16 protein-coding genes are annotated in these 19,622 nt (G+C 70.0%); 8 read left to right on the plus strand and 8 right to left on the minus strand.

Translation table 11 applies throughout. From position 1 onward, the window contains the following. Positions 1-408: 408 nt before the first annotated feature. Positions 409-1,293, plus strand: a complete 885-nt coding sequence (locus tag ACFYTS_RS17370) for an AraC family transcriptional regulator (protein WP_387305250.1) — start codon at positions 409-411, stop codon at positions 1,291-1,293. A gap of 255 nt (positions 1,294-1,548) precedes the next feature. Beyond that, complete coding sequence (locus ACFYTS_RS17375) at positions 1,549-2,205, plus strand: arsenate reductase ArsC (RefSeq protein WP_357287820.1); 657 nt, start codon at positions 1,549-1,551, stop codon at positions 2,203-2,205. A gap of 28 nt (positions 2,206-2,233) precedes the next feature. Here the strand turns inward: ACFYTS_RS17375 and ACFYTS_RS17380 are convergent, their stop codons facing one another. Beyond that, positions 2,234-2,809, minus strand: a complete 576-nt coding sequence (locus ACFYTS_RS17380) for a TetR/AcrR family transcriptional regulator (protein ID WP_357287817.1) — start codon at positions 2,807-2,809, stop codon at positions 2,234-2,236. Positions 2,810-2,851: 42 nt separating this feature from the next. Here ACFYTS_RS17380 and ACFYTS_RS17385 point away from each other — a divergent pair, with 42 nt between their 5' ends. Then, on the plus strand, positions 2,852-3,709 hold the full coding sequence (locus tag ACFYTS_RS17385; protein WP_387305253.1) for a phytanoyl-CoA dioxygenase family protein: 858 nt from the start codon (positions 2,852-2,854) through the stop codon (positions 3,707-3,709). A 3-nt stretch (positions 3,710-3,712) separates the two neighbouring features. On the opposite strand, the gene ACFYTS_RS17390 is transcribed toward ACFYTS_RS17385, so the two are convergent. The 6 genes from ACFYTS_RS17390 to ACFYTS_RS17415 form a co-directional block, all read right to left on the minus strand. Then, a complete protein-coding gene (locus ACFYTS_RS17390) occupies positions 3,713-3,883 on the minus strand; it encodes a hypothetical protein (RefSeq protein ID WP_357287812.1) in 171 nt (56 codons plus the stop codon). 198 nt (positions 3,884-4,081) lie between these two features. After that, on the minus strand, positions 4,082-5,716 hold the full coding sequence (locus tag ACFYTS_RS17395; protein WP_357287809.1) for a DEAD/DEAH box helicase: 1,635 nt from the start codon (positions 5,714-5,716) through the stop codon (positions 4,082-4,084). Between the two features lie 227 nt (positions 5,717-5,943). Continuing rightward, positions 5,944-7,299 (minus strand): M1 family metallopeptidase, encoded by a 1,356-nt coding sequence (locus tag ACFYTS_RS17400; protein ID WP_357287806.1) that lies wholly within the window; start codon positions 7,297-7,299, stop codon positions 5,944-5,946. Next, positions 7,299-11,198 carry a Pls/PosA family non-ribosomal peptide synthetase gene (locus ACFYTS_RS17405; RefSeq protein WP_387305257.1) on the minus strand — a complete coding sequence of 1,300 codons (3,900 nt, stop codon included), beginning with the start codon at positions 11,196-11,198 and terminating at the stop codon, positions 7,299-7,301. The genes ACFYTS_RS17400 and ACFYTS_RS17405 overlap by 1 nt, the downstream gene beginning before the upstream one ends. 141 nt (positions 11,199-11,339) lie before the next feature. After that, the gene (locus tag ACFYTS_RS17410) at positions 11,340-12,284 is read right to left on the minus strand and encodes an alpha/beta hydrolase family esterase (RefSeq protein ID WP_387305260.1); all 945 of its coding nucleotides are present in this window, start codon (positions 12,282-12,284) and stop codon (positions 11,340-11,342) included. A 47-nt stretch (positions 12,285-12,331) separates the two neighbouring features. Beyond that, on the minus strand, positions 12,332-12,868 hold the full coding sequence (locus ACFYTS_RS17415; RefSeq protein WP_387305263.1) for a gluconokinase: 537 nt from the start codon (positions 12,866-12,868) through the stop codon (positions 12,332-12,334). 154 nt (positions 12,869-13,022) lie between these two features. Between ACFYTS_RS17415 and ACFYTS_RS17420 the strand changes: the two genes are divergently transcribed. The 5 genes from ACFYTS_RS17420 to ACFYTS_RS17440 all read left to right on the plus strand — a co-directional run bounded on the left by ACFYTS_RS17420 (position 13,023) and on the right by ACFYTS_RS17440 (position 19,034). Then, on the plus strand, positions 13,023-14,534 hold the full coding sequence (locus ACFYTS_RS17420) for a protein kinase (protein WP_387305266.1): 1,512 nt from the start codon (positions 13,023-13,025) through the stop codon (positions 14,532-14,534). A gap of 147 nt (positions 14,535-14,681) precedes the next feature. Next, complete coding sequence (locus tag ACFYTS_RS17425; RefSeq protein WP_357287796.1) at positions 14,682-15,947, plus strand: cytochrome P450; 1,266 nt, start codon at positions 14,682-14,684, stop codon at positions 15,945-15,947. Positions 15,948-15,959: 12 nt separating this feature from the next. Further along, entirely contained in the window at positions 15,960-17,189 is a 1,230-nt protein-coding gene (locus tag ACFYTS_RS17430; protein ID WP_387305270.1) for a cytochrome P450, read from the plus strand. A gap of 171 nt (positions 17,190-17,360) precedes the next feature. Beyond that, entirely contained in the window at positions 17,361-17,768 is a 408-nt protein-coding gene (locus tag ACFYTS_RS17435; protein WP_357287791.1) for a hypothetical protein, read from the plus strand. Positions 17,769-17,999: 231 nt separating this feature from the next. Next, complete coding sequence (locus tag ACFYTS_RS17440; protein ID WP_387305872.1) at positions 18,000-19,034, plus strand: alpha/beta hydrolase; 1,035 nt, start codon at positions 18,000-18,002, stop codon at positions 19,032-19,034. A 4-nt stretch (positions 19,035-19,038) separates the two neighbouring features. Here ACFYTS_RS17440 and ACFYTS_RS17445 read toward each other — a convergent pair whose 3' ends face one another. Beyond that, on the minus strand, positions 19,039-19,563 hold the full coding sequence (locus ACFYTS_RS17445; RefSeq protein ID WP_357287785.1) for a helix-turn-helix transcriptional regulator: 525 nt from the start codon (positions 19,561-19,563) through the stop codon (positions 19,039-19,041). Between the last annotated feature and the right edge of the window lie 59 nt (positions 19,564-19,622).

The raw sequence follows: 19,622 nt of genomic DNA on the forward strand, positions 1-19,622 counted from the left end.
CGGATTCGAACAGGGAACGGCTGCAGTGCTTTTCGCCCGTCTCAGCTTCCCGGTCCGCCCGGGTTCACCGCCTTGCTCAGGGAACCCCTGCGCTCGCCGCTCGGGGCATCGATGCTCGCTCCCCCCCGGAATGCCGGACATGACGCCGCGGAATCGGATTCGGTGCGAACTCCCTTGTGGCACTGCAAAGATCTCGGATCGCCGCTCCGCATCGAACGCCTCGCGACCTCGACCGCCGTGCTCATGAGCGGTTCTCCCATGCCTCGAGATATCCCGCGAAAAGGGGATTGCCGGGCTCACCTCGGTGGGAGGATTGCTTGTGTGGACCATGCCGTTACCGGCGCCGTCGAGGTCTCGTCATCCTCGACCCTTTCGCCACGTCAGGCATTCGAACAATGGGAATCCCTGATGTCGGACGCGGTCGCGCCGACCGCCATCGAGCCCTTGCGCACCGGTCACTGGCACGGCCGCGTGGTATCGACCCAGTACGACGGAATCTCGGTGTCGCGCATGCAGGCCAGTGCGCAACGCGCCATGCGGACACCGAAGATGGTGGCGCGGACCGCTGGCGACTTCCTGCTCGTGAATATCGTTCTGAAAGGGACGAATTGGACCGAGCAGGGTGGCCGCACCGCCGAATCCAAGCCCGGCACCATCGCATTCTTCGACAGCGGCCTGCCGCTCGAGAGCCGCACCACCGACAATTGCCTGTCCACTCTGATCCGGGCCCCGATGCGACAGGTCCTCGAACACTCCGGCCTCACCCGTGAACAGCTGCCCACCGCCACCGCTGTCCCCGCTACCGGAGCCCTTGGCGTGGTCACCGGCTTCTTCCGCAATCTGGCCGAACTCCCCGCCGACGACATCGCCCGCGCGGTCACCGTATTCGGCGGTGACGCCGCCGGGATGATGGCCTCGGCCCTGCTGCTGTCCACCGGTACCGGCGCACCCGCCCCGTCGGATTCGCTCTACACCCGTCAGCAGGTTCTGGCCTACATCCGCAAGAACTTCACCAATCCGGACCTGACGGTCGACGAGATCGCCCACGCCTGCCTGCTCTCCCGCCGCACCCTCTACCGGGTGTGCGAGGGATTCGGTGAGCCGGGCGCGCTGATCCGCCGCACCCGAATCGCCCACGCCCGCCGCCTGATTCGCGCCGATCGCACCCGCTCGCTGGCCGCGGTCGCCGCCGCCTGCGGGTTCTCCAGCGACCGTCACTTCTACCGCGCCTTCCGCGAGGAGACCGGTCTGACCCCCGGCCAGTTCCGCGACCAGCTCGGCCCGGTGCGCTAGCCGCGGGCGTTGACGCCGCTCCTGGTCCGAGTGACGGGCCGGCGGACGCGCCAGGACCATGGCCGTCATCACACTGCCGGATTCGATGTGGTCGTTCACTCACCGTGAAGTCGTCGAGCGACCGGGTGTGCGACTGGCGGAGTACGGACTATTGACGATAGCGTGTGGCTATCAACAAGTCTCATGTCCGGTTCGGTGTTCAGCCCGGACGTTCTCAACAGCGATACGCTGGAATTTCGAGCGGAGGGAGTGAGCGTGAACGAGAATCCCGGCACCGCCCTGCCTTCCGGCGCCGACACGGAACCGGCTGTGCGGGGCGACGCGGTGGCACGTCTGATGGACGAGTTCGGACCGTCCGCGGACCGTGCCACGGTCGAGCGCATCCTCGACGGTTCGCTGGACCATCTCACGGCCATCGGGCTGCCGGCGGACCGGCTGCCCGGACTGGCCGAGCGGTTCGCCCGCGAGCGGCTCACCGCCCTGGCCCGTACCCGTGGGCACGGCGCCCCGACCGGGCCCACGGTCCTGTTCGTCTGCACACAGAACGCCGGGCGCTCACAGATGGCGCTCGGCTTCTTCACCAGCATGGCCGGGCGGCAGGCCGCCGCGTGGTCGTGCGGATCGGCCCCGAGCGCGGCGATCCACCCGCTGGTGATCGCGGCCATGGCCGAACGCGGCGTGGACATCGCCGACGAATTCCCGAAGCCGTGGTCCGACGAACTGATGCGGGCCGCCGATGTGGTGATCGACATGGGTTGCGGTGACGACAACCCGATCATCGGCGGGCATCGGTTCGAGCAGTGGCCACTGCCCGATCCCGCCGGGGGTGGGATCGAGGAGATCCGCGCCATCCGCGACGACATCGAGCAGCGGGTGCGCCGACTCGTCGCCAACCTCGGGCTGGCGGCCTGAGTTCTCTCCGCCGGGTGTCGCGCGGGTTCTAGGAAAGCTCCAGCGTCGCGGCCGTGAAGCGCCACAGGCGTTCCGCGGCCAGGTCGACCGCGGGCCGGGGGTGGGTGCGCAGTTGCCGGCCGATGCCGTGGCGTAGACCGCCGATCACGTACGCGCCCGCGCTGTCGGGGTCGAGATCGGCGGGGATCTCGCCGGTGGCCTGCCCACGCCGGATATTGGCGGCCGCGGCATCGCCGAGATTGCGGATGTAGAGGGCCTCGATCTCGGTGAGACCCGGATCGGGGGCGGCGCGATTGAGGAGCAGCGCCGCGAGCGGGTGGTCGAAGTGGTAGGCCACGAAACACTGTGTGCGGGCGCGTTCGCGGGTGGCCCAGTCGCCGTCGGGGAGGCGATCGTCGGCGATGGCCCGGCTCAGCCCTTCGTAGAAATCGTCCCAGATCGCCGCCAGCAGGCCGACTTTCGAGCCGAAGTGGTGATAGAGCGCGCCGGTGCTCAGGCCGGTGCGGCGGGTCAGCGCGCTCAGCTCCAGCAGTCCGTTGGCGTGGACCAGTTCGTCGCGCGCGGCGTCGAGAAGTTGTTGACGTCCGATCGGTGCTCGTGCCACAGTCGGAGGATAACAGAACTCAGTTATGTAAAGGATGGCCCGATGAGCACGAAGGTGACCTCGCTACGGGATCTCGACGGTGATCTGGCCGGAACCTATCGGCGCACCGGCAGCAGCGGCGCGAGTGTGGACCCGGCGGTGGTCGACGCGGATCTGGCCGCGCTCGAGCGCGACGGCTACGTCATCCTGCCCGACCTGCTGACGGCGGCCGAACTGGACGAGATCCGGGAAAGCGTTGCGCCACTGCTGGATCGGAGCGGACGCAACAACTTCGAAGGCCATTCCACCCAGCGCGTCTACAGCGTGCTGAACAAGACTCGATCCTGCGACCGCATCGCCGATCATCCACGCGTGCTGGCGCTGCTGGACCGGCTGTTCATGCCCAACTATCTGCTGTCCATGCTGCAGGTGATCAATATCCAACCCGGCGAAGCCGCGCAGATGCTGCACACCGACGACGGCTTCTACCCGCTGCCGCGGCCGCGAAAGGCGTTGGGGGCGGCGACCATCTGGGCCATCGACGACTTCACCGCCGACAATGGCGCCACCGACATGGTGCCGGGCAGCCACTTGTGGGGCGACGAACTCCCCGACGAATCCACGCCGCGGGAACCGATCGTGATGCGGGCCGGTAGCTGCGTATTCTTCGGTGGCACCCTGTGGCACGGCGGCGGCGCGAATCGGTCGGCGAATCCGCGGCTCGCGCTCACCGCGCAGTATTGCGAGCCGTGGCTGCGCCCGCAGGAGGCGTTCACCCTGTCGATGACCCGCGATACCGTGAGCGCGGTGTCCGAGGACATTCGCCGGATGCTCGGCTACAGCATTCACCCGCCCTTCATCGGGCAGGTCGACGGCATGCACCCCAAACGCCTGCTGGAGCCCGGCGCGCCGGCGCTGTAGCGGCTATTTCGCAAGCTCGTGAGCCAGTTGCACGGCGGCTTTCATATCCGGCGCGTACCCCACTCGCCATTGCAGGCGGTCGATCGGCGTCACCGACACCTTGTAGCGGTGTTCGTCCACCCGCTCGAATTTGACCGTGACCGATTCGCTCAGTGGGGCGGCCTGCGTAACCATTGCTTCTCTCCTCACCCTGCGCGGACGTCGGGGGCGGTGGAAACATATTCACGGCGTGGGAGCAGGCTGCTGCTTGCTCTCAATTAACTGTAAGAAATTCCACGCCGGGTGGATACGGACAAAGGTTACATTCTCGGCGCGACCGGAGAATGGTCGCGCCGAGCATGCCGCGCGTCCCGCGAGTGCCGCCGAGTGACGTCAGCCGTTGCGGCGACGGCGGGGCGCACCGCCCGTACGCGGGGATCCGGACCGCCCGCCCGCGGTGTCGGAAGCGCTCTGGCCGTGGTCCCGCTGACGGGCCGGCGCCGCGGCACGGCGATCCGACCGGGTGCGCGAGGCGGGCTTGCCGCCCGTCTCGCCGCCGCGGGAGCCGTGACCCGAGGCCCCGGGCGCACCCGAGGCCGTGCGCGGCTTGCCGGAGGCTCGCCCGCCGGTGCGCCCGCCGGGACGGCCGTCCTTGACGGTCTCGTGCTTGCGGTCGGCCGGACGGTCGCTGCGCACCTCGTCGCCGCGGCCACCGGACTTGCGCCGGCGCGGCGCGGCGGGCTTGTCGCCCACGGGGCGGGTGCGCTGACGGGGCTGACGCGGGCCGCGCGCGGGAGCCGCGGCCGCCTCGCCGCGGGCCGGGGCGGTATCGCCGCCGGAGACGGGAACCAGCGCGGCGACCTCGCCGACCAGCTCGCTCACCTGCGGGGATTCGGGCGTCACCGACTGCGGGGAGACGGTGATCTTGGCCTTGCGCATGAGCGCGGCGAGATCGCCGCGCTGATCGGGCAGCACCAGGGTGACGACGTCGCCGTCATTGCCCGCGCGCGCGGTGCGGCCGGACCGGTGCAGGTAGGCCTTGTGCTCGGCGGGCGGATCGACGTGCACGACCAGTTCCACGCCGTCCACGTGCACGCCGCGCGCGGCCACGTCGGTGGCGACCAGGACCTTGGCCGCGCCGGAGGCGAAGGCCGCCAGATTGCGGTCGCGGGCGGGCTGGGTCAGGTTGCCGTGCAGGTCCACGGCCGGGATGCCGGCCGTGGTGAGCTGACGGGCCAGCTTGCGGGCCTGATGCTTGGTGCGGGTGAACAGGATTCGCCGCTCCGTGCCGGACGCGAGGCGGTGCACGACCGCGCGCTTCGCGTCGTTGGTGGGCACCTCGAACACATGGTGGGTCATGGCGGCCACCGGCGAATTCGCTTCGTCGACTTCGTGTTTCACCGCGTTGGGCAGGAAGCGCTGAACCAGCTTGTTGACGCCGTTGTCCAGGGTGGCCGAGAACAGCAGGCGCTGGCCGTCGCTCGGGGTGGCGGCCAGGATCCGGGTGACGCCGGGCAGGAAGCCCAGGTCGGCCATGTGGTCGGCCTCGTCGATGATGGTGATCTCGACATCGTCGAGGCTGATCAGGCCCTGTCGCATGAGGTCCTCGAGGCGGCCCGGGCAGGCGATGACGATGTCGACGCCCTTCTTCAGCGCCTGCACCTGCCGGTGCTGGGACACGCCACCGAAGATGGTGGTCACCGACATGCGGTACGCGGCGGCCAACGGCTCGAGGGTGGCCGCGATCTGGGTCGCCAACTCGCGGGTCGGCGCGAGAACCAGCCCGGCGGGGTGATTCGGCGCACACGGCTGCGGGTCCCGGCCCAGCATGTCGACCATCGGAATGGAGAACGCCAAGGTCTTTCCGCTGCCGGTCTTTCCGCGTCCGAGCACGTCGCGCCCGGCCAGGGTGTCGGGCAGGGTGTCGGCCTGGATCGGGAACGGCTCGGTGATGCCGGCACTGGTGAGGGCGCGGATCAGCGGCTCGTGCACACCGAGCGCGGCGAAGGAGGTGGGGGCGGAAGTCATCGGAGCTGCAGTGCCTTTCGGGCATCGGGGGCGTGCCCGAGCCATGCGGCGGACATCGGGTCCGCGCCGGGGGCACAAGGTGGCGAGATTGCCAGTGGGCAAAATCGATCGCCGTAAGGAAAGCTAAGCCGCGCAGTGGGGGCTGCTTGGGAGTTGTAGCGATCTACGACGCTGGTGTGACGGTTCGCACCGGCACAGCCATGATCAACAACGTGTTCGCTGGAAGTCTACCCGGCCTCGAAATCGGTCCGGTACGCGGGGAGTGCGGGCAGCGGCGGCAGCGGTCGGGCGTGCAGCCAGGCGTCCCAGAGCGGTCGCAGTGACTGGTTGCTGTAATGCCCGGCCAGGTCGGTGAATTCGTCGGTGCCGACCGAGGCGTGCCGGTACCGCGCGGTCCAGGCGCGCAGCAGGTCGAAGAAGGCGGTGTCGCCCAGCTGCAGGCGCAGGGCGTGCAGGGTGAGCGCGCCGCGCTTGTAGACCCGGTCGTCGAACATGAACTCCGGGGTCGGGTCGGCGAGCAGGATGTCCTGCGGCAGCCGTGCCAGGTTGCGGTGCGCGGTGCGGGCCAGTTGATCGGCCGACGGGCCGCCCGCGGCCGCGGACCAGATCCATTCCGCGTAACAGGCGAAACCCTCGTGCAGCCAGATGTCGCGCCACTGCCGGATGGTGAGGCTGTTGCCGAACCACTGGTGCGCCAGTTCGTGCGCGACCAGTCGCTCCGAACCGCGTTGCCCGTCACAGTGATTCGCGCCGAACACCGAAATGCCCTGGGCCTCGATGGGAATCTCGAGGTCGTCGTCGGTGACCACCACCGTGTACGCCTCGAACGGGTAGGGCCCGAACAGTTCGGTGAAGACCTCCATCATGCGCGGCTGGCGTGCGAAGTCGTGCTCGAAGGGCAGGCGCAGCCGCGGCGGCAGCACCGCCTGCATGGGAACCGATCCGCGCGGCGCGTCGATCCGCTGTTTGCGGTAGTGGCCGATCTGGATGGTCGCCAGGTAGGTCGCCATGGGTTCGGGCTGGTCGTACACCCAGGTGGTCTGGCTGGCCTTGGTCTGCTTGCGCACCAGGGTGCCGTTGGCCTGCGCGTAGTACGGGGAATCGGTGGTGATCGAGATCCGGTAGCTGGCCTTGGAACTGGGGTGGTCGTCGCAGGGGAACCAGGAGGCCGCGCCATTGGGCTGGCTGGCCACCAGGGCCCCCTCGGTGAGCTCCTCCCAGCCGACCTCGCCCCACGGACCGCGCACCGGCGTGGGCGGGCCCGCGTACTGGACGGTGAGTACCAGCGCGCCGCCCGCCGGGACGCGCTGGCGCGGGGTGATCACCAATTTGCCGCGCTGGTGGACGTATTTGGCGGGCTTGGCGCCGTTCACCAGCACCTTGGACACCGACAGCGCCTGGGACAGGTCCAGCGCGAAGCGATCTCGCGCGCCGGTGGTCACCGCGGTGATGTCGGCGCGCCCGGCGAGCCGGTTGCTCGAGACCTTGTAGACCAGTTCGAGGTCGTAGCGCGAGACCCGGTAGCCGCGATTCCCGTTCTGCGGCAGGTAATCGTCGATGGGTTCGTCGATCGGATTCACCATCAGCGGCTCCCGTCCGGCCAGGGTGCGATGGGGTTGCCCCACCAGCGGGTGGACGGCGGGACGCTGTCGCCCCGCATGACCAGCGAGGCGGGCCCGATGGTGGCGCCCGCGCCGATCACGCTGGCGGGCAGGGCGACACAGTGCGGGCCGAGGGTGGCGCCGGGGCCGAGGGTGACGGTGTCCATGGCCATGATGCGGTCGTGGAACAGATGGGTCTGCACCACGCAACCGCGTTCCACGGTCGCGCCGTCACCGAGTGTCACCAGGTCAGCCTCCGGAAGCCAATAGGACTCGCACCATACCCCGCGGCCTATTTTCGCGCCGAGTCCACGCAACCAGACATTCAGGACAGGCGTTCCGGTGGCGGCACGCGCGAACCACGGTGCGGCGACATGCTCGACGAAGGTGTCGGCCACCTCGTTGCGCCACACGAACGAGCTCCACAGCGGATGCTCCTCGGTGCCGATCCGGCCCACCAGCAGCCATTTCGCGATGACCGAGGACGCGCCCGCGACCGCGCCCGCGGTCAGCAGCACCAGGCCGCTGAGCAGGGCGGTGGGCAGGTGGCCGAGGGTCTGGGCCAGCCAGGCCAGGCCGAACAGCACGCCGAGCCCGATGGCGAAGGTCACCAGCACCGGGATCAACCGGCAGGTCTCCACCACCGCGCGGGCGATCCGCAGCCGCGTGGGCGGGTCGAAGGTGCGTGCGGTGTCGGCGGTTTCGGCGGCGCGGCGCAATCGGATGGGTGGGCTGCCCAGCCACGACGACCCCGCCTTCGCCTTCGACGGCGCGGCCGACAGCACGGCGACCAGGCCGTTCTTGGGGACGCGACGGCCCGGCGCGGTCATGCCGGAGTTGCCGAGGAAGGCCCGCTTACCGACCTTGGCCTCACCGATCCGCAGCCAGCCGCCGCCCAATTCGTAACTGGCGACCATGGTGTCGTCGGCCAGGAACGCGCCGTCGGCGACCACGGTGAACTTCGGCAGTAGCAGCACGGTCGAAACCTCCACGCGCTTGCCGACCTTCGCGCCCAGCAGGCGCAGCCACACCGGGGTCAGCAGGCTGGCGTAGAGCGGGAACAGGAAGGTGCGCGCGGAATCCAGCAGGCGTTCGGTGGCCCACGCCTGCCAGCCCTGGCGGCTGCGCACCGGATGATGGCCCTCGGTGAGCCCGATGGCCAGCAGCCGCACCGACACGATCGTGACCGTCGCGTACACGCCCAGGACCAGCAGCATGGCGACCGGCAGCATGGCGAACGCGCGCCCGAAACCCGCTGTCAGCGTCTGGGTGTCGCGAATCCACCAGGCGATCAGCAGGCCGCCGCTGCCCAGCGCCAGGATCGGCACCGAGGCCAGCAGCATGGAGGTGATGCCGAAGATGGCCACCCAGTGCGAGGCGCGCGCGGGTGTGGCGTCGGGCCAGCGGTGCTGGGCCCGGCCGACTTTCACCGCGGGCGAGCCCGCCCACTCCTGTTCGGCCTTGACCTTGCCCGACACCGACGAGCCGGGCGCGATCTCGGCATTGCGGCCGATCCTGGTGCCGGGCAGCAGCATCGAGCGCGCCCCGACCACCGCGCCGGGACCGATCTCGATCGGGCCGATGTGCACCACGTCGCCGTCGATCCAGTACCCGGCCAGGTCGACCTCGGGTTCGACGCTGCAGCCGTCGCCGAGCCGCAGCATGCCGGTGACCGGCGGCAGGGTGTGCAGGTCGACACCCGTGCCCACGGTCGCGCCGAGTGCGCGGGCGAACGGCACCATCCACGGTGCGCCGGACAGGTTCTCCGCGCCGCTGGCCTCCGACAGCCGCACGGCCGTCCACAGTCGCAGGTGCACGAGACCACCGCGCGGGTAGGTGCCGGCCGCGACGCCGCGCAACAGCAGCCGGGACCCGGCGACGCACAGCGCCATCCGGCCGGGCGGGGAGATGAACAGGACGAACGCCGCCAGGGTCCACCACCACGACAGGTGCGGCAGCCACGGCAGCGAGCCCGACCAGGCGGCGATATTGCCGACCGTGGCCAGCCACGTCAGCCATTGCAGACCGGTGAGGGTGGTGAGCGGGATCGTGGCGAGCACCTGGAACAGCTGCGCGGACAGCGGCACCGGCCGGACCACGCGCTCCTCGACGGTCTCGGTCGGAGCGAAGCCGTCCAGGAAGGCGGCCAGCGCGCCCAGGCGCGGATGGTCGTAGAGGTCGGCCACCGCGATGCGCGGATGCCGCTCGCGCAGCGCCGCCACCAGCTGGGCCGCGGCGAGGGAGCCGCCGCCCAGATCGAAGAAGTCGGCGTCGGGATCGGTGACCTCGGCGCCCAGGATCGAATCCCACAGTCCGGCGACCCACTGCTGGGTCTCTGTGAGCCCGGCCTCGGGGGTGGCGGCGACCGCCTTGGGCAGCGGCCAGGGCAGGGCGTCGCGGTCGACCTTGCCGGAGGTGCGGGTGGGCAGTTCCCCCACGACGGCCAGGCGCGGCACCAGAGGGGCCGGAAGTTGTTCGGCCAGAATGATTCTGGCGGCGGCCAGGTCGTAGTCGGCGTCGGGGCCGGTGAGGTAGCCGACCAGGATCTTGTTGCCCGCCTTGGTGGTCCGGATGGCGGCGGCCGCGCCGGTCACGCCCGGCAGGTGCTGCAGCGCGTTGTCGATCTCGCCGAGTTCGATGCGGCGGCCGCCGAGCTTGATCTGGTCGTCGGCGCGGCCCAGGAATACCAGGCCCTCGCGGTCGTTGCGGACCAGATCGCCGCTGCGGTAGGCGCGTTCCCAGCCCACCGATTCCAGCGGGGCGTACTTCTCGGCGTCCTTGGCGGGGTCGAGGTAGCGGGCCAGGCCGACGCCGCCGATCACCAGCTCACCGGATTCGCCCTCACCCACGGGGTTTCCGGCGGCGTCGACGACGGTCAGGTCCCAGCCGTCGAGGGGCAGGCCGATGCGGATCGGGAACCCGCCGTCCAGCAGCGCCGCGCACGCCACCACGGTGGCCTCGGTGGGGCCGTAGGTGTTCCACACCTCGCGCTCGGAATCCTGTTTGCCCGCCAGTCGTTCGGCCAGCTCGGGCGGGACCGCCTCGCCGCCGAAGATGAGCAGGCGCACCGGTTCCAGGGCCTCGGCGGGCCAGGTGGCGGCCAGCGTCGGGACGGTCGAGACGATGCTGATCTCGCGGCGTACCAGCCACGGACCCAGGTCCGCGCCGGTGCGCACCAGTGCGCGCGGGGCCGGGACCAGGCAGGCGCCGTGCCGCCAGGCCAGCCACATCTCCTCGCACGAGGCGTCGAAGGCGACCGACAGACCGGCCAGTACCCGGTCTCCGGGGCCGATGGGTTCGTGCTGGAGGAACAGGTTCGCTTCGGCGTCGACGAACGCGGCGGCGTTGCGATGGGTCACCGCAACGCCCTTGGGGGTGCCGGTGGATCCGGAGGTGAAGATGATCCAGGCGTCGTCGGCCGGGGCGGGGGCGGCCGGTCGGGTCCGCAGGTCGCCGGATTCCCGTGCGACGCCGGTGGTTTCGATGCCGGCGGCGGTCACGATGGCCGACACCCGGGCCTCGCCGAACACCAGCCGGGCACGCTCGTCGGGATCATCGGCGTCGACCGGGACATAGGCCGCGCCCGCGTGCAGGACGGCCAGGATGGTGATGTAGAGCCCGCGCGTGCCCGACGGCATCCGGACCCCGACCCGGTCCCCGGCGCGCACGCCCGCGGCGGCCAGCCGATCCACCTCGACGGCGATCTCCGCGAGCAGCTCCGCGTATCCGAGTTCCACCTCGCCGTCGTCGATGGCGGGTGCGTCGGGGTACGCCGCGGCGGTCGCGGCGAGAAGGTCGACCAGGGTGCGGGCTCGCGGCGCGAGGGCGGCCCGCAACATCGGGTTCGCGTCTGTCTCGATATCGGCCTGCGGTCGCGGCATTACGTGCTGCCCACCTCTCATGGAACCATCCGGCGCTTCTGCGTTGGTTGTTTCATATGAGAGTTACCGACAGGCAAACTGTGGGGCGGCCATTGGCCCACGGTACCGGTAAGTCCTGGTTGTCCAGTGTTCGACCGGCGGTTATGCCGAGAATCGAGCGAAGAATCGCCAGATCACGTCGGCGGCGTCGAATTGGCGCGTGACTTTGCCGACAATGGCCTCGGGCAGGTACTGCTGACCACCCGGCCAGGTGTGACCGCCGCCGGTGACCGAGTAGAGCTGCACCGCGGATCCGTTCCGGCAGTCGGCGGACCGCAGCGTGACCGAGGTCCCGTCGTCGGTGCGCGGCGGCAGCTGGGTGGTGGTGACGCCGGAGCACCCGTCGCGCTCGCGCCACCACTGCTGGGTCGCGTCGACCGACAGCACAGGGCTGGTGCCCGCGCCGTGCCGCCCCGAAGTGACCCGGACGACACCGCCGTCATAAGGGACGATCGGGTCGGCGGTGCCGTGGATCTCGAGCACCGGCAGGGGATGGGCGGGCGTGCAGTCGGATTCGTCCGCCTGGGGGAGCGGTCCCGCGACGGGGGCGATGGCGGCGAGCTTCCCCGACAGACGGCAGCCGAGCTGTTCGGTGAACATGCCGCCGTTGGACATCCCGGTGGCGTAGACACGGGACGGGTCCACGCCGTCGCCGCCGACGAGCCGGTCGATCACCGCCGCAACGAAACCCACGTCGTCGATTCCGGCCGCGCCCGCCGTGGTGTCCGCGCCGCGGCCGTCGTTCCATGATTTCTGGTAGCCGTCGGGGTAGACGGCGATGAAGCCCTCGGTGTCGGAGAGCGTGTCGAAGCCGGAGGTCTCGGCCAGGTTCCGGGCGGTACCGCCCCCGCCGTGGAAGGCGAGGACCGCGGGCACCAGGCCCTGCGGGCGGTTGGCGGGGTAGTGGACGAGGTATTGCCGTTGCAGGCCGCCGAATTCGAGGGTGACCGTGGTGTCGGCCGCCGCGCGGGCCCGCGGATACGTGCAGCCCGCGGCCAGGAATACGGCGGAGAGCAGGACCGCGGCGGCGATTCTCGGTGCGTACACGCCGTCGATGGTAGAGACGCGGCCTGAAGCTGAGCTGAAGCTTCGGGTCAGCTGTGAGGCCGCAGGGCGGCCAGCGCGGCGTCGGCGACTTCGGCTGGCGGACGATCGATTTCGAGGGTGACCACCCGCTCGTCCGGATCGGGTGGCTCCAGGGTCTCGAGCTGCGAGGTCAGCAGGTCCGGTGGCATGAAATGGTCGGTGCGCGCGAGGAGGCGGGCGCGCAGTACCGCTCGGGCGCCCGTGAGGTGCACGAAGGTGAGGTCCGCGTCCGGGTGTCCGATGCGGCTGGCGCGCAGGATGTCCCGATAGGAGCGTTTCAGCGCCGAACAGGCGACGACTCCCGAACGGCCCGCCGCGAACTCCTCGGACATCCACTCCGCCACGGCCGCCAGCCACGGCCTCCGATCGGCATCGGTGAGCGGTTGACCGGCGGCCATCTTCGCGCGATTGGCGGGCGGGTGCAGGTCGTCGCCCTCCAGCAGATCCCAGTCCAGCGTCCGCGCCACGATGCTCGCCACAGTGGACTTGCCGGATCCCGCCACGCCCATCACCACCGCGATGTGTGGTCGCGCGGCGGCGGTCAATGGGCCTCCCGGATCGGTGCGGTGCTGGTCGCACCGACCATAGCCAGCGGAAATCCCGGCGCGCCCGCGCCCCGCCGCATCCGATCCGAACCGTTCCTCCCGCCGCCGATCGGTCCCGGTATTGTCTGCGGTGCAGGTGAATCGGGAGGATTGTTTGGCTGAGCAGCTCCGGCCGGGAGTGACCTTCGCCGGGTATCGGGTCGAGCGGCTCCTAGGCGTCGGCGGAATGGGTGAGGTGTACCTGGCCCACGACCGGGACCTGCCCCGGTTCGTCGCCTTGAAGCTGCTCAACGTGGTGGCGGGGGACAGCGCCGAGACCCGGCAGCGATTCCTGCGCGAGGCCAATATCATTGCCCGGCTCGCCCATCCGAACATCGTCACCATCTACGCGCGCGGCGAGGAACAAGGGCGGCTGTGGCTGGCCATGGCCTACGTCGACGGCTCGGACCTGGAGGCCGAACTGCTGGCCGGGCCCCTGGAACCGCGCCGCGCCGCCGCCATCACCGCCGACGTGGCGCGCGCCCTCGACTACGCCCACGACGCCGGCGTGCTGCACCGCGACGTCAAACCCGCCAATATCCTGCTCACCGCGCAACCGCGAGAATGGGCGCTGCTCACCGACTTCGGCATCGCCGAGTCCAATCACGAGGTCCGCGGCATCACCGGGCGCGGCGAGGTGGTCGCGAGCTTCCAGTACACCGCGCCGGAACGCTTCAACGACGAGGCCCGCGTCGACCGCCGCGCCGACGTGTACTCACTGGGCTGCACGCTGTTCGAAATGCTCACCGGCACACCCCCGTACGCCGACACCGACCTACCCCGGCTGATCTACCGGCACGTCAAGGCCCCCGTGCCCGCGCCGCACGCGCTCAACCCGGCCCTGCCCGCCGCCCTGGACCCGATCCTGGCGCGCGCCATGGCGAAGAATCCCCGCCACCGCTACGCGACCTGCGCCGAACTGTCCGCGGCGGTGAGCGGCGTGCTCACCGAATCACGGTCGGCGCCGGCGGTTCCGCCGCCCAGGGCGAAGAACCCGCGCGACAAGAACCGGCACGCCGCCGTGCCGGAGTCGGAGCCCTGGGCGCGGTCGCGCACCCTGCTGGTGGTGCTCGCGGTCGTCGTGGCGGTGGGCGCCGCGGCCGCCGCGGTCGGTTTGCTCTCGGCTCTGATGGAACCGAGTCCGAAGGATTCGTCCGCGCCCACGACCAGCCCGCGCACCTCGGCCCCCGCCCGCACGAGCACGGCGGCGGTGGCCACATCGGTCAGCCCGTCCGCCGCCGCGGCCGCCGACGGCTGCCAGACCCGCCGCACCCCCGACAGTGTCACCGGCACCGATCCGGGTGGCATCGCCAGCGGCCCCGACGCGATCCTGGCCTTCCAGTACGCCTATTACGTGCTCCGCTCCGGCTCGGTGGCAAGCCAATTCGTCGCGGGCGACGCCTCGAATGTGGCCAACCCGGCGACCATTCAGACCGGCATCGATTCGCTGCCGGTCGGCACCCGCTACTGCGTGCAGGTCGGCCGCATGACCCCCGGCGACGACGAGCACTGGGCGGTCAAGGTCATGCAGCAGCGGCCCGGGGAACTGCCGGACGCGTTCACCCAGACGGTCACCACCCGCACCGTCAGCGGCCGCACCCTGATCACCTCGATCGTCGAGGAATAGCGGCCCGGCCGAGGAGTCTCGGCGGCCGTTGGTGTTTCACAAAATCGGTAGGTGTGCTGCGGGGCTGCTAGTCTGCGATGCGGTGGCCCGATCGGGATGGCTCGGTGGGGCGCGGTGAAAGTTGTTCGTCGATAGGGAGTTTCGGTCGTGGACACGACAGGGTCGCGAGGCGGGTTCGCGGGGGTGCAGGGATGTCCGGTTCGCGGCGGAGCGGGTGTCGCGCCCGAGGAGCTCAGGATTCTGCTGGGCACACCGGAATTCGCGGCCGATCCGCACGCCGCCTACCGGGAGATGCGGCGACGCCACGGCTCCATGGTGCCCATCGAACTGTCCCCGGGTGTTCCGGCCACCCTGGTCGTGAACTATCGGACCGCCCTGCGAATCCTCAACGATCCGGAGCACTTTCCGGCCGACCCGCGCGTCTGGCAGGAGACCATCCCCGAGGACTCGCCGATTCGGCCCATGATGCAGTGGTACCCGAACGCGCTGCGTAACGCCGGCGCCGAGCATCTGCGTTATCGGCAGGCCTACTCCGCCGCCATCGACGGAATCGACTTGCACGCGGTGCATTCCACCGTCGTGGAGATCGCGGGCCCGCTGATCGCGGGGATCGCTGCCGAGGGCGGCGCCGACCTGGTGTCGAGTTACGCGCTGCCGCTGGTGTTCGAGGTGCTCAACCAGGTGGTGGGCTGCTCGGCCGATATCGGGCAGCGGGTGGCCACCGGCATGGCCGCGCTGTTCGACACCGTCAATGCCGCGTGGGGCATGCAGACCCTGGCCGAGGCGCTCATGGAGCTGATCGCGCTGCGTCGCGCCGAGCCCGGCGACGACGTCACCTCCCGCATGGCGCACCACCCGGCCGCGCTCAACGACGAGGAGATGCTGTACCAGCTGGTCAGCTTCTACGGCGCGGGTCTCGAGCCGATGCAGAATCTGATCGCCAACACACTGCTGCTCATGCTCACCGACGACCGCTTCGGCGGGGACATGCTGGGCGGCAGCCTCTCCACCCGCGACGCCCTCGACGAGGTCCTCTTCAACGACCCGCCGATGGCCAACTTCTCGATCAGCTACCCGCGTCAGCCGGTGCTCATCGACACCACCTGGCTGCCCGCCCACCAGCCGGTCCTGATCAGCCTCGCGGCCTGCAACAACGATCCCGAGATCGCGGGCGGCGACCGCACCGGGAACCGCTCGCACCTGGCCTGGGGCGCGGGCCCCCACGCCTGCCCCGCCCGCTCGGTGGCGTATCTGGTCGCGCAGACCGCGATCGACGAGCTGCTCGACGCGCTGCCCGACATCGTGCTGGCCGTCGGCAAAGACGAGATCTCCTGGCGTCCCGGCCCGTTCCACCGCGCCATGGTGGCACTGCCGGTCGAATTCCCGATCAGTCCCGCGCTGCGCGCGGTGTAGAAGGAGCTTTTCATGTCCCAGAGCCCGATCGTGCTGGATGTCACCGGCACCGATATCCAGGGCGAATCCGCCCGGATTCGCGAGCGAGGCCCCGTCGCGCTGGTCGAGCTGCCCGGCGGCGTCCAGGCGTGGTCGGTGACCGACCAGGAGGTGCTCAAGAGCCTGCTCACCGACGAGCGCGTCTCCAAGGACCCGCGTCAGCACTGGGCGGCGTTCCGCAATGGCGAGATCACCGAGGCCTGGCCGCTGCTGCCCTGGGTCGCGGTGGAGAACATGTTCACCGCCTACGGCGCCGACCACCGCCGCCTGCGCAAGCTGGTCTCCCCGGCCTTCACCCACCGCCGCACCACCGCCATGCGCGAGCGCATCGAGGCCATCGTCGCCGAACTGCTCGACGAACTCGCCGAGCTCCCGGCCGGTTCGACCGCGGACCTGCGCTCGCTCTTCGCCTACCCGGTCCCGATCCGCGTGATCAGCGGGCTCATGGGGGTGCCCGAGCACCTCGACGCCGCCATCCACAAGTGCGTGGACGGCTTCTTCGACGGGTCGCTGACCGCCGAGGAGGCCATGGCCAACTTCATGGAGATGTACGAGCGGGTCGGCGAGCTGGTCGCCTACCGCCGCGAGCACCCGGGCGACGACATCACCACCGCCATGATCGCCTCCCGCGACGAGGACGGCTCGCAGCTGGCCGACAAGGAACTCGTCGAGACGCTGATGCTGGTCATCAACGCGGGCCACGAGACCACGGTCAACCTGCTCGGCCAGGCCATCGTCGCGCTGCTGTCGCATCCGGAGCAGCTGGCCGCCGTCGTCGGTGAGCGGGCTTCCTGGAACGACGTCATCGAGGAGACCCTGCGCTACCAGGCGCCGGTCGCCCACCTGCCGCTGCGCTACGCGGTGGAGGACATCGAGGTCGGCGGCGTCGTGATCCCCAAGGGCGAGGCCATCCTCGCCTCCTACGCCGGGGCCAGCCGCGACCCGAAGATCCACGGCGAGACCGCGGACCAGTTCGACATCCAGCGTGACACCAAGGACCAGCACGTCGCCTTCGGCCACGGTGCCCACCACTGCCTCGGCGCGCCGCTGGCCCGCCTGGAAGCGGCGATCGCGCTCCCGGCGCTGTTCGCGCGGTTCCCCAACCTCCGGCTGGCCACGCCCGCAACGGAATTGACCCCGATCGGCAGCTTCATCTCCAACGGCCACACCAGCCTGCCGGTGGTGCTGAACCCGGGCGAGTGACCCGCCGCTGATCGACCATCGCATCGCCCCGGTGACTTGCCGGGCGGTGCGGTTCTCCCGGGCGCGGGGACCCGCGCGCTGGACCATGGAGACGCCCGGCCATACTGGCTGGGCGTCTTTTCCGAGTGTGTTCAGTGATTCAGGTCCCTCACCCAGGAGGCATGAATATCCATGGTCACCATCCGGAATCGGTACCGCTCCGCCCTGTCCGTCTCCGCGTTCGCGGCGCTGGGCGTGAGCCTGGTCTGTACCGCCGCCCCCGCTCTCGCCGCCAATTCGATCGCGGTCACCTCCGCCGCCGCGACCTCGATCGGGATCGACTACACCTGTGAGTCGTCAGCGGGGGTAGACAGCATTCAAGCCATGGTCGGCGATCCCAATGCCGACCGCCCGGCCGCCACGGGCACGCAGACGACGTTCAGTTGTGACGGGTCCCAGCACACGGCCACCGTGGCGCTCAGCCCGGCAGCGGGGGAGCCGGCCCTGGAAAAGGGTGCGCCCGTACAGGTTCGGGTAGCGCTGGTCGACCAGAGCCAGACCGTCGTCTCCGGCACGGCGAAACTACTGACTCTCGGGTAACCCGCCGAGTTCACTCGCGTCTCGGCAGCCGGTGCGCAAGCTGTTCGCTGCGTGCAACGATCCGGCAACCTGCCGTTCGATGGCGTGTGCCAGACTGTCCGCCGCGTGCCCGATGCGCAGTTTGTCGGGCCGTGGGCGGCTGCTGCCGCCGGAGAACATCCCCGCCCGGATTCGAACCCGGCGCGGCATGCGAGAACCAGGAAAACCCCGGACGTGCGATTCCGCTCGATCATGTGCAGTGCGGCGGTCATGGCGGCGACGGGATTGCTCGCGCTGACCTCGACGCCCTTCGATCTCGCGGCAAATGCCGAACCCGACGTGCTGCCCTTCTCGACCGGTAGTGGCGGGGAGGGCGCCTTGGACGGTTCGAGGATCGTGGCAACCCGCGTGATCGACGATCGGCACCTGCAGTTCACCGTGCATTCCGCGGCCATGAACATGGACTTCCCGGTGGACGTGCAGCGCCCGGCCGACACCTCCGTGCCGCGGCCGGTGCTGTACATGCTCAGCGGCGGCAGCGGCGGCAAGGGCGCGGCGTCGTGGGATCAGCGCACCAACGCCTTCGACTTCCTGGCCGAAAAGAACGTGAATGTCGTGCAGCCGATCGGCGGCGCAGCGTCGTACTACACCGACTGGCGGCACCCGGATCCTCGGCTGGGCGTCATGAAGTGGACGACCTACCTCACCGAGGAACTGCCCCCGCTCATCGACGCCGCGCTCGGGACGAACGGCCTGAACGGGCTGGTGGGCGTGTCGATGTCCGGCACGTCGGTGCTGCAATTGCCGATCGTCAAACCCGGGCTGTACCGCTCGGTGGCGGCCTACAGTGGCTGCGCGCGGATCGCCGATCCGATCGGGGAGGCGTTCGTGCGGATCACGGTCGCCTTCGGTGGCGGCGACGCCATCAATATGTACGGGCCGTCGGGGGACCCGCAGTGGGCGGCCAACGATCCCTACCTGCACGCCGAGGGCCTGCGGGGCCTGGACCTGTACCTGTCCAGCGGCAACGGCATGCCGGGACCGCACGACAAGGTCCTGGACAAGCACTTCGCCGGTGCCGGGGACAATCTCGCGAACCAGATCCTGGTGGGCGGCATCCTCGAGGCGGCCACCGATCAGTGCACCCGCGCCATGGGCGACCGGCTCGAGGAGCTCGGCATCCCCGCCACCGTGAAACTGCACCCGTACGGCACCCACTCGTGGGGGTACTGGGACGACGAGCTGCCCGCGTCCTGGCCGGTGCTGGCGCACGGGCTCGGCCTGTAGCGGCTCAATCCTGTTCGGGCGGTAGGTTTTCCAGTGCCCAGCGGGCCCACTCGGCCTTCAGGGCGTTGGCGCGCGCCCCGTACTCCAGGGCCAGATGGCCGTAACGGGACAGGTCGCGTTCGTTCCAGTCGATGCCCTGTTCGAGTTCGCGCAGGTTCGCGTGCTCGCGTTCGGCCCGCTCGGCGATATCGGTCAGATACGCGCGGGCCAGCGTGGGCGGGATGACGCCGAGGAAGAAGATCCGCAACAGCGTCTCATCGCGGTGCACCTCCTTCGGCGTCGTGGTGGTGAGCCAGGTGCGCAGATCCCCGAGCCCGGCGGCGGTGATCGTGTACTCCTTACGGCCGCGCGGGCCCTCATCGGTGACGGCGATGAGCTCGGCGTCGGCGAGTTTGGTGAGTTCGGTGTACATCTGGCTCTGCGTCGCGGGCCAGACATTGGCCAGCGACAGCTTGAAGGTTCGCAGCAGGTCGTAGCCGCTGGCGGGACCGTCCGACAGCAATCCGAGCAGGGCGTACCGGAGACTCATGGAATCAGCTTACATTCCACTCTTGACATGTCGGAACTGGAGCCTCAAAGTTGGACATG

Source organism: Nocardia sp. NPDC004151 (genome assembly GCF_042874235.1).
Lineage (GTDB): Bacteria > Actinomycetota > Actinomycetes > Mycobacteriales > Mycobacteriaceae > Nocardia.

Coding starts and splice junctions, on each gene's coding strand:
- ACFYTS_RS17370 (WP_387305250.1), top strand. CDS start 409: ATGTCGGACGCGGTCGCGCCGACCGCCATCGAGCCCTTGCGCACCGGT.
- ACFYTS_RS17385 (WP_387305253.1), top strand. CDS start 2,852: ATGAGCACGAAGGTGACCTCGCTACGGGATCTCGACGGTGATCTGGCC.
- ACFYTS_RS17390 (WP_357287812.1), bottom strand. CDS start 3,883: ATGGTTACGCAGGCCGCCCCACTGAGCGAATCGGTCACGGTCAAATTC.
- ACFYTS_RS17395 (WP_357287809.1), bottom strand. CDS start 5,716: ATGACTTCCGCCCCCACCTCCTTCGCCGCGCTCGGTGTGCACGAGCCG.
- ACFYTS_RS17400 (WP_357287806.1), bottom strand. CDS start 7,299: ATGGTGAATCCGATCGACGAACCCATCGACGATTACCTGCCGCAGAAC.
- ACFYTS_RS17405 (WP_387305257.1), bottom strand. CDS start 11,198: ATGCCGCGACCGCAGGCCGATATCGAGACAGACGCGAACCCGATGTTG.
- ACFYTS_RS17430 (WP_387305270.1), top strand. CDS start 15,960: ATGTCCCAGAGCCCGATCGTGCTGGATGTCACCGGCACCGATATCCAG.
- ACFYTS_RS17435 (WP_357287791.1), top strand. CDS start 17,361: ATGGTCACCATCCGGAATCGGTACCGCTCCGCCCTGTCCGTCTCCGCG.
- ACFYTS_RS17440 (WP_387305872.1), top strand. CDS start 18,000: ATGTGCAGTGCGGCGGTCATGGCGGCGACGGGATTGCTCGCGCTGACC.
- ACFYTS_RS17445 (WP_357287785.1), bottom strand. CDS start 19,563: ATGAGTCTCCGGTACGCCCTGCTCGGATTGCTGTCGGACGGTCCCGCC.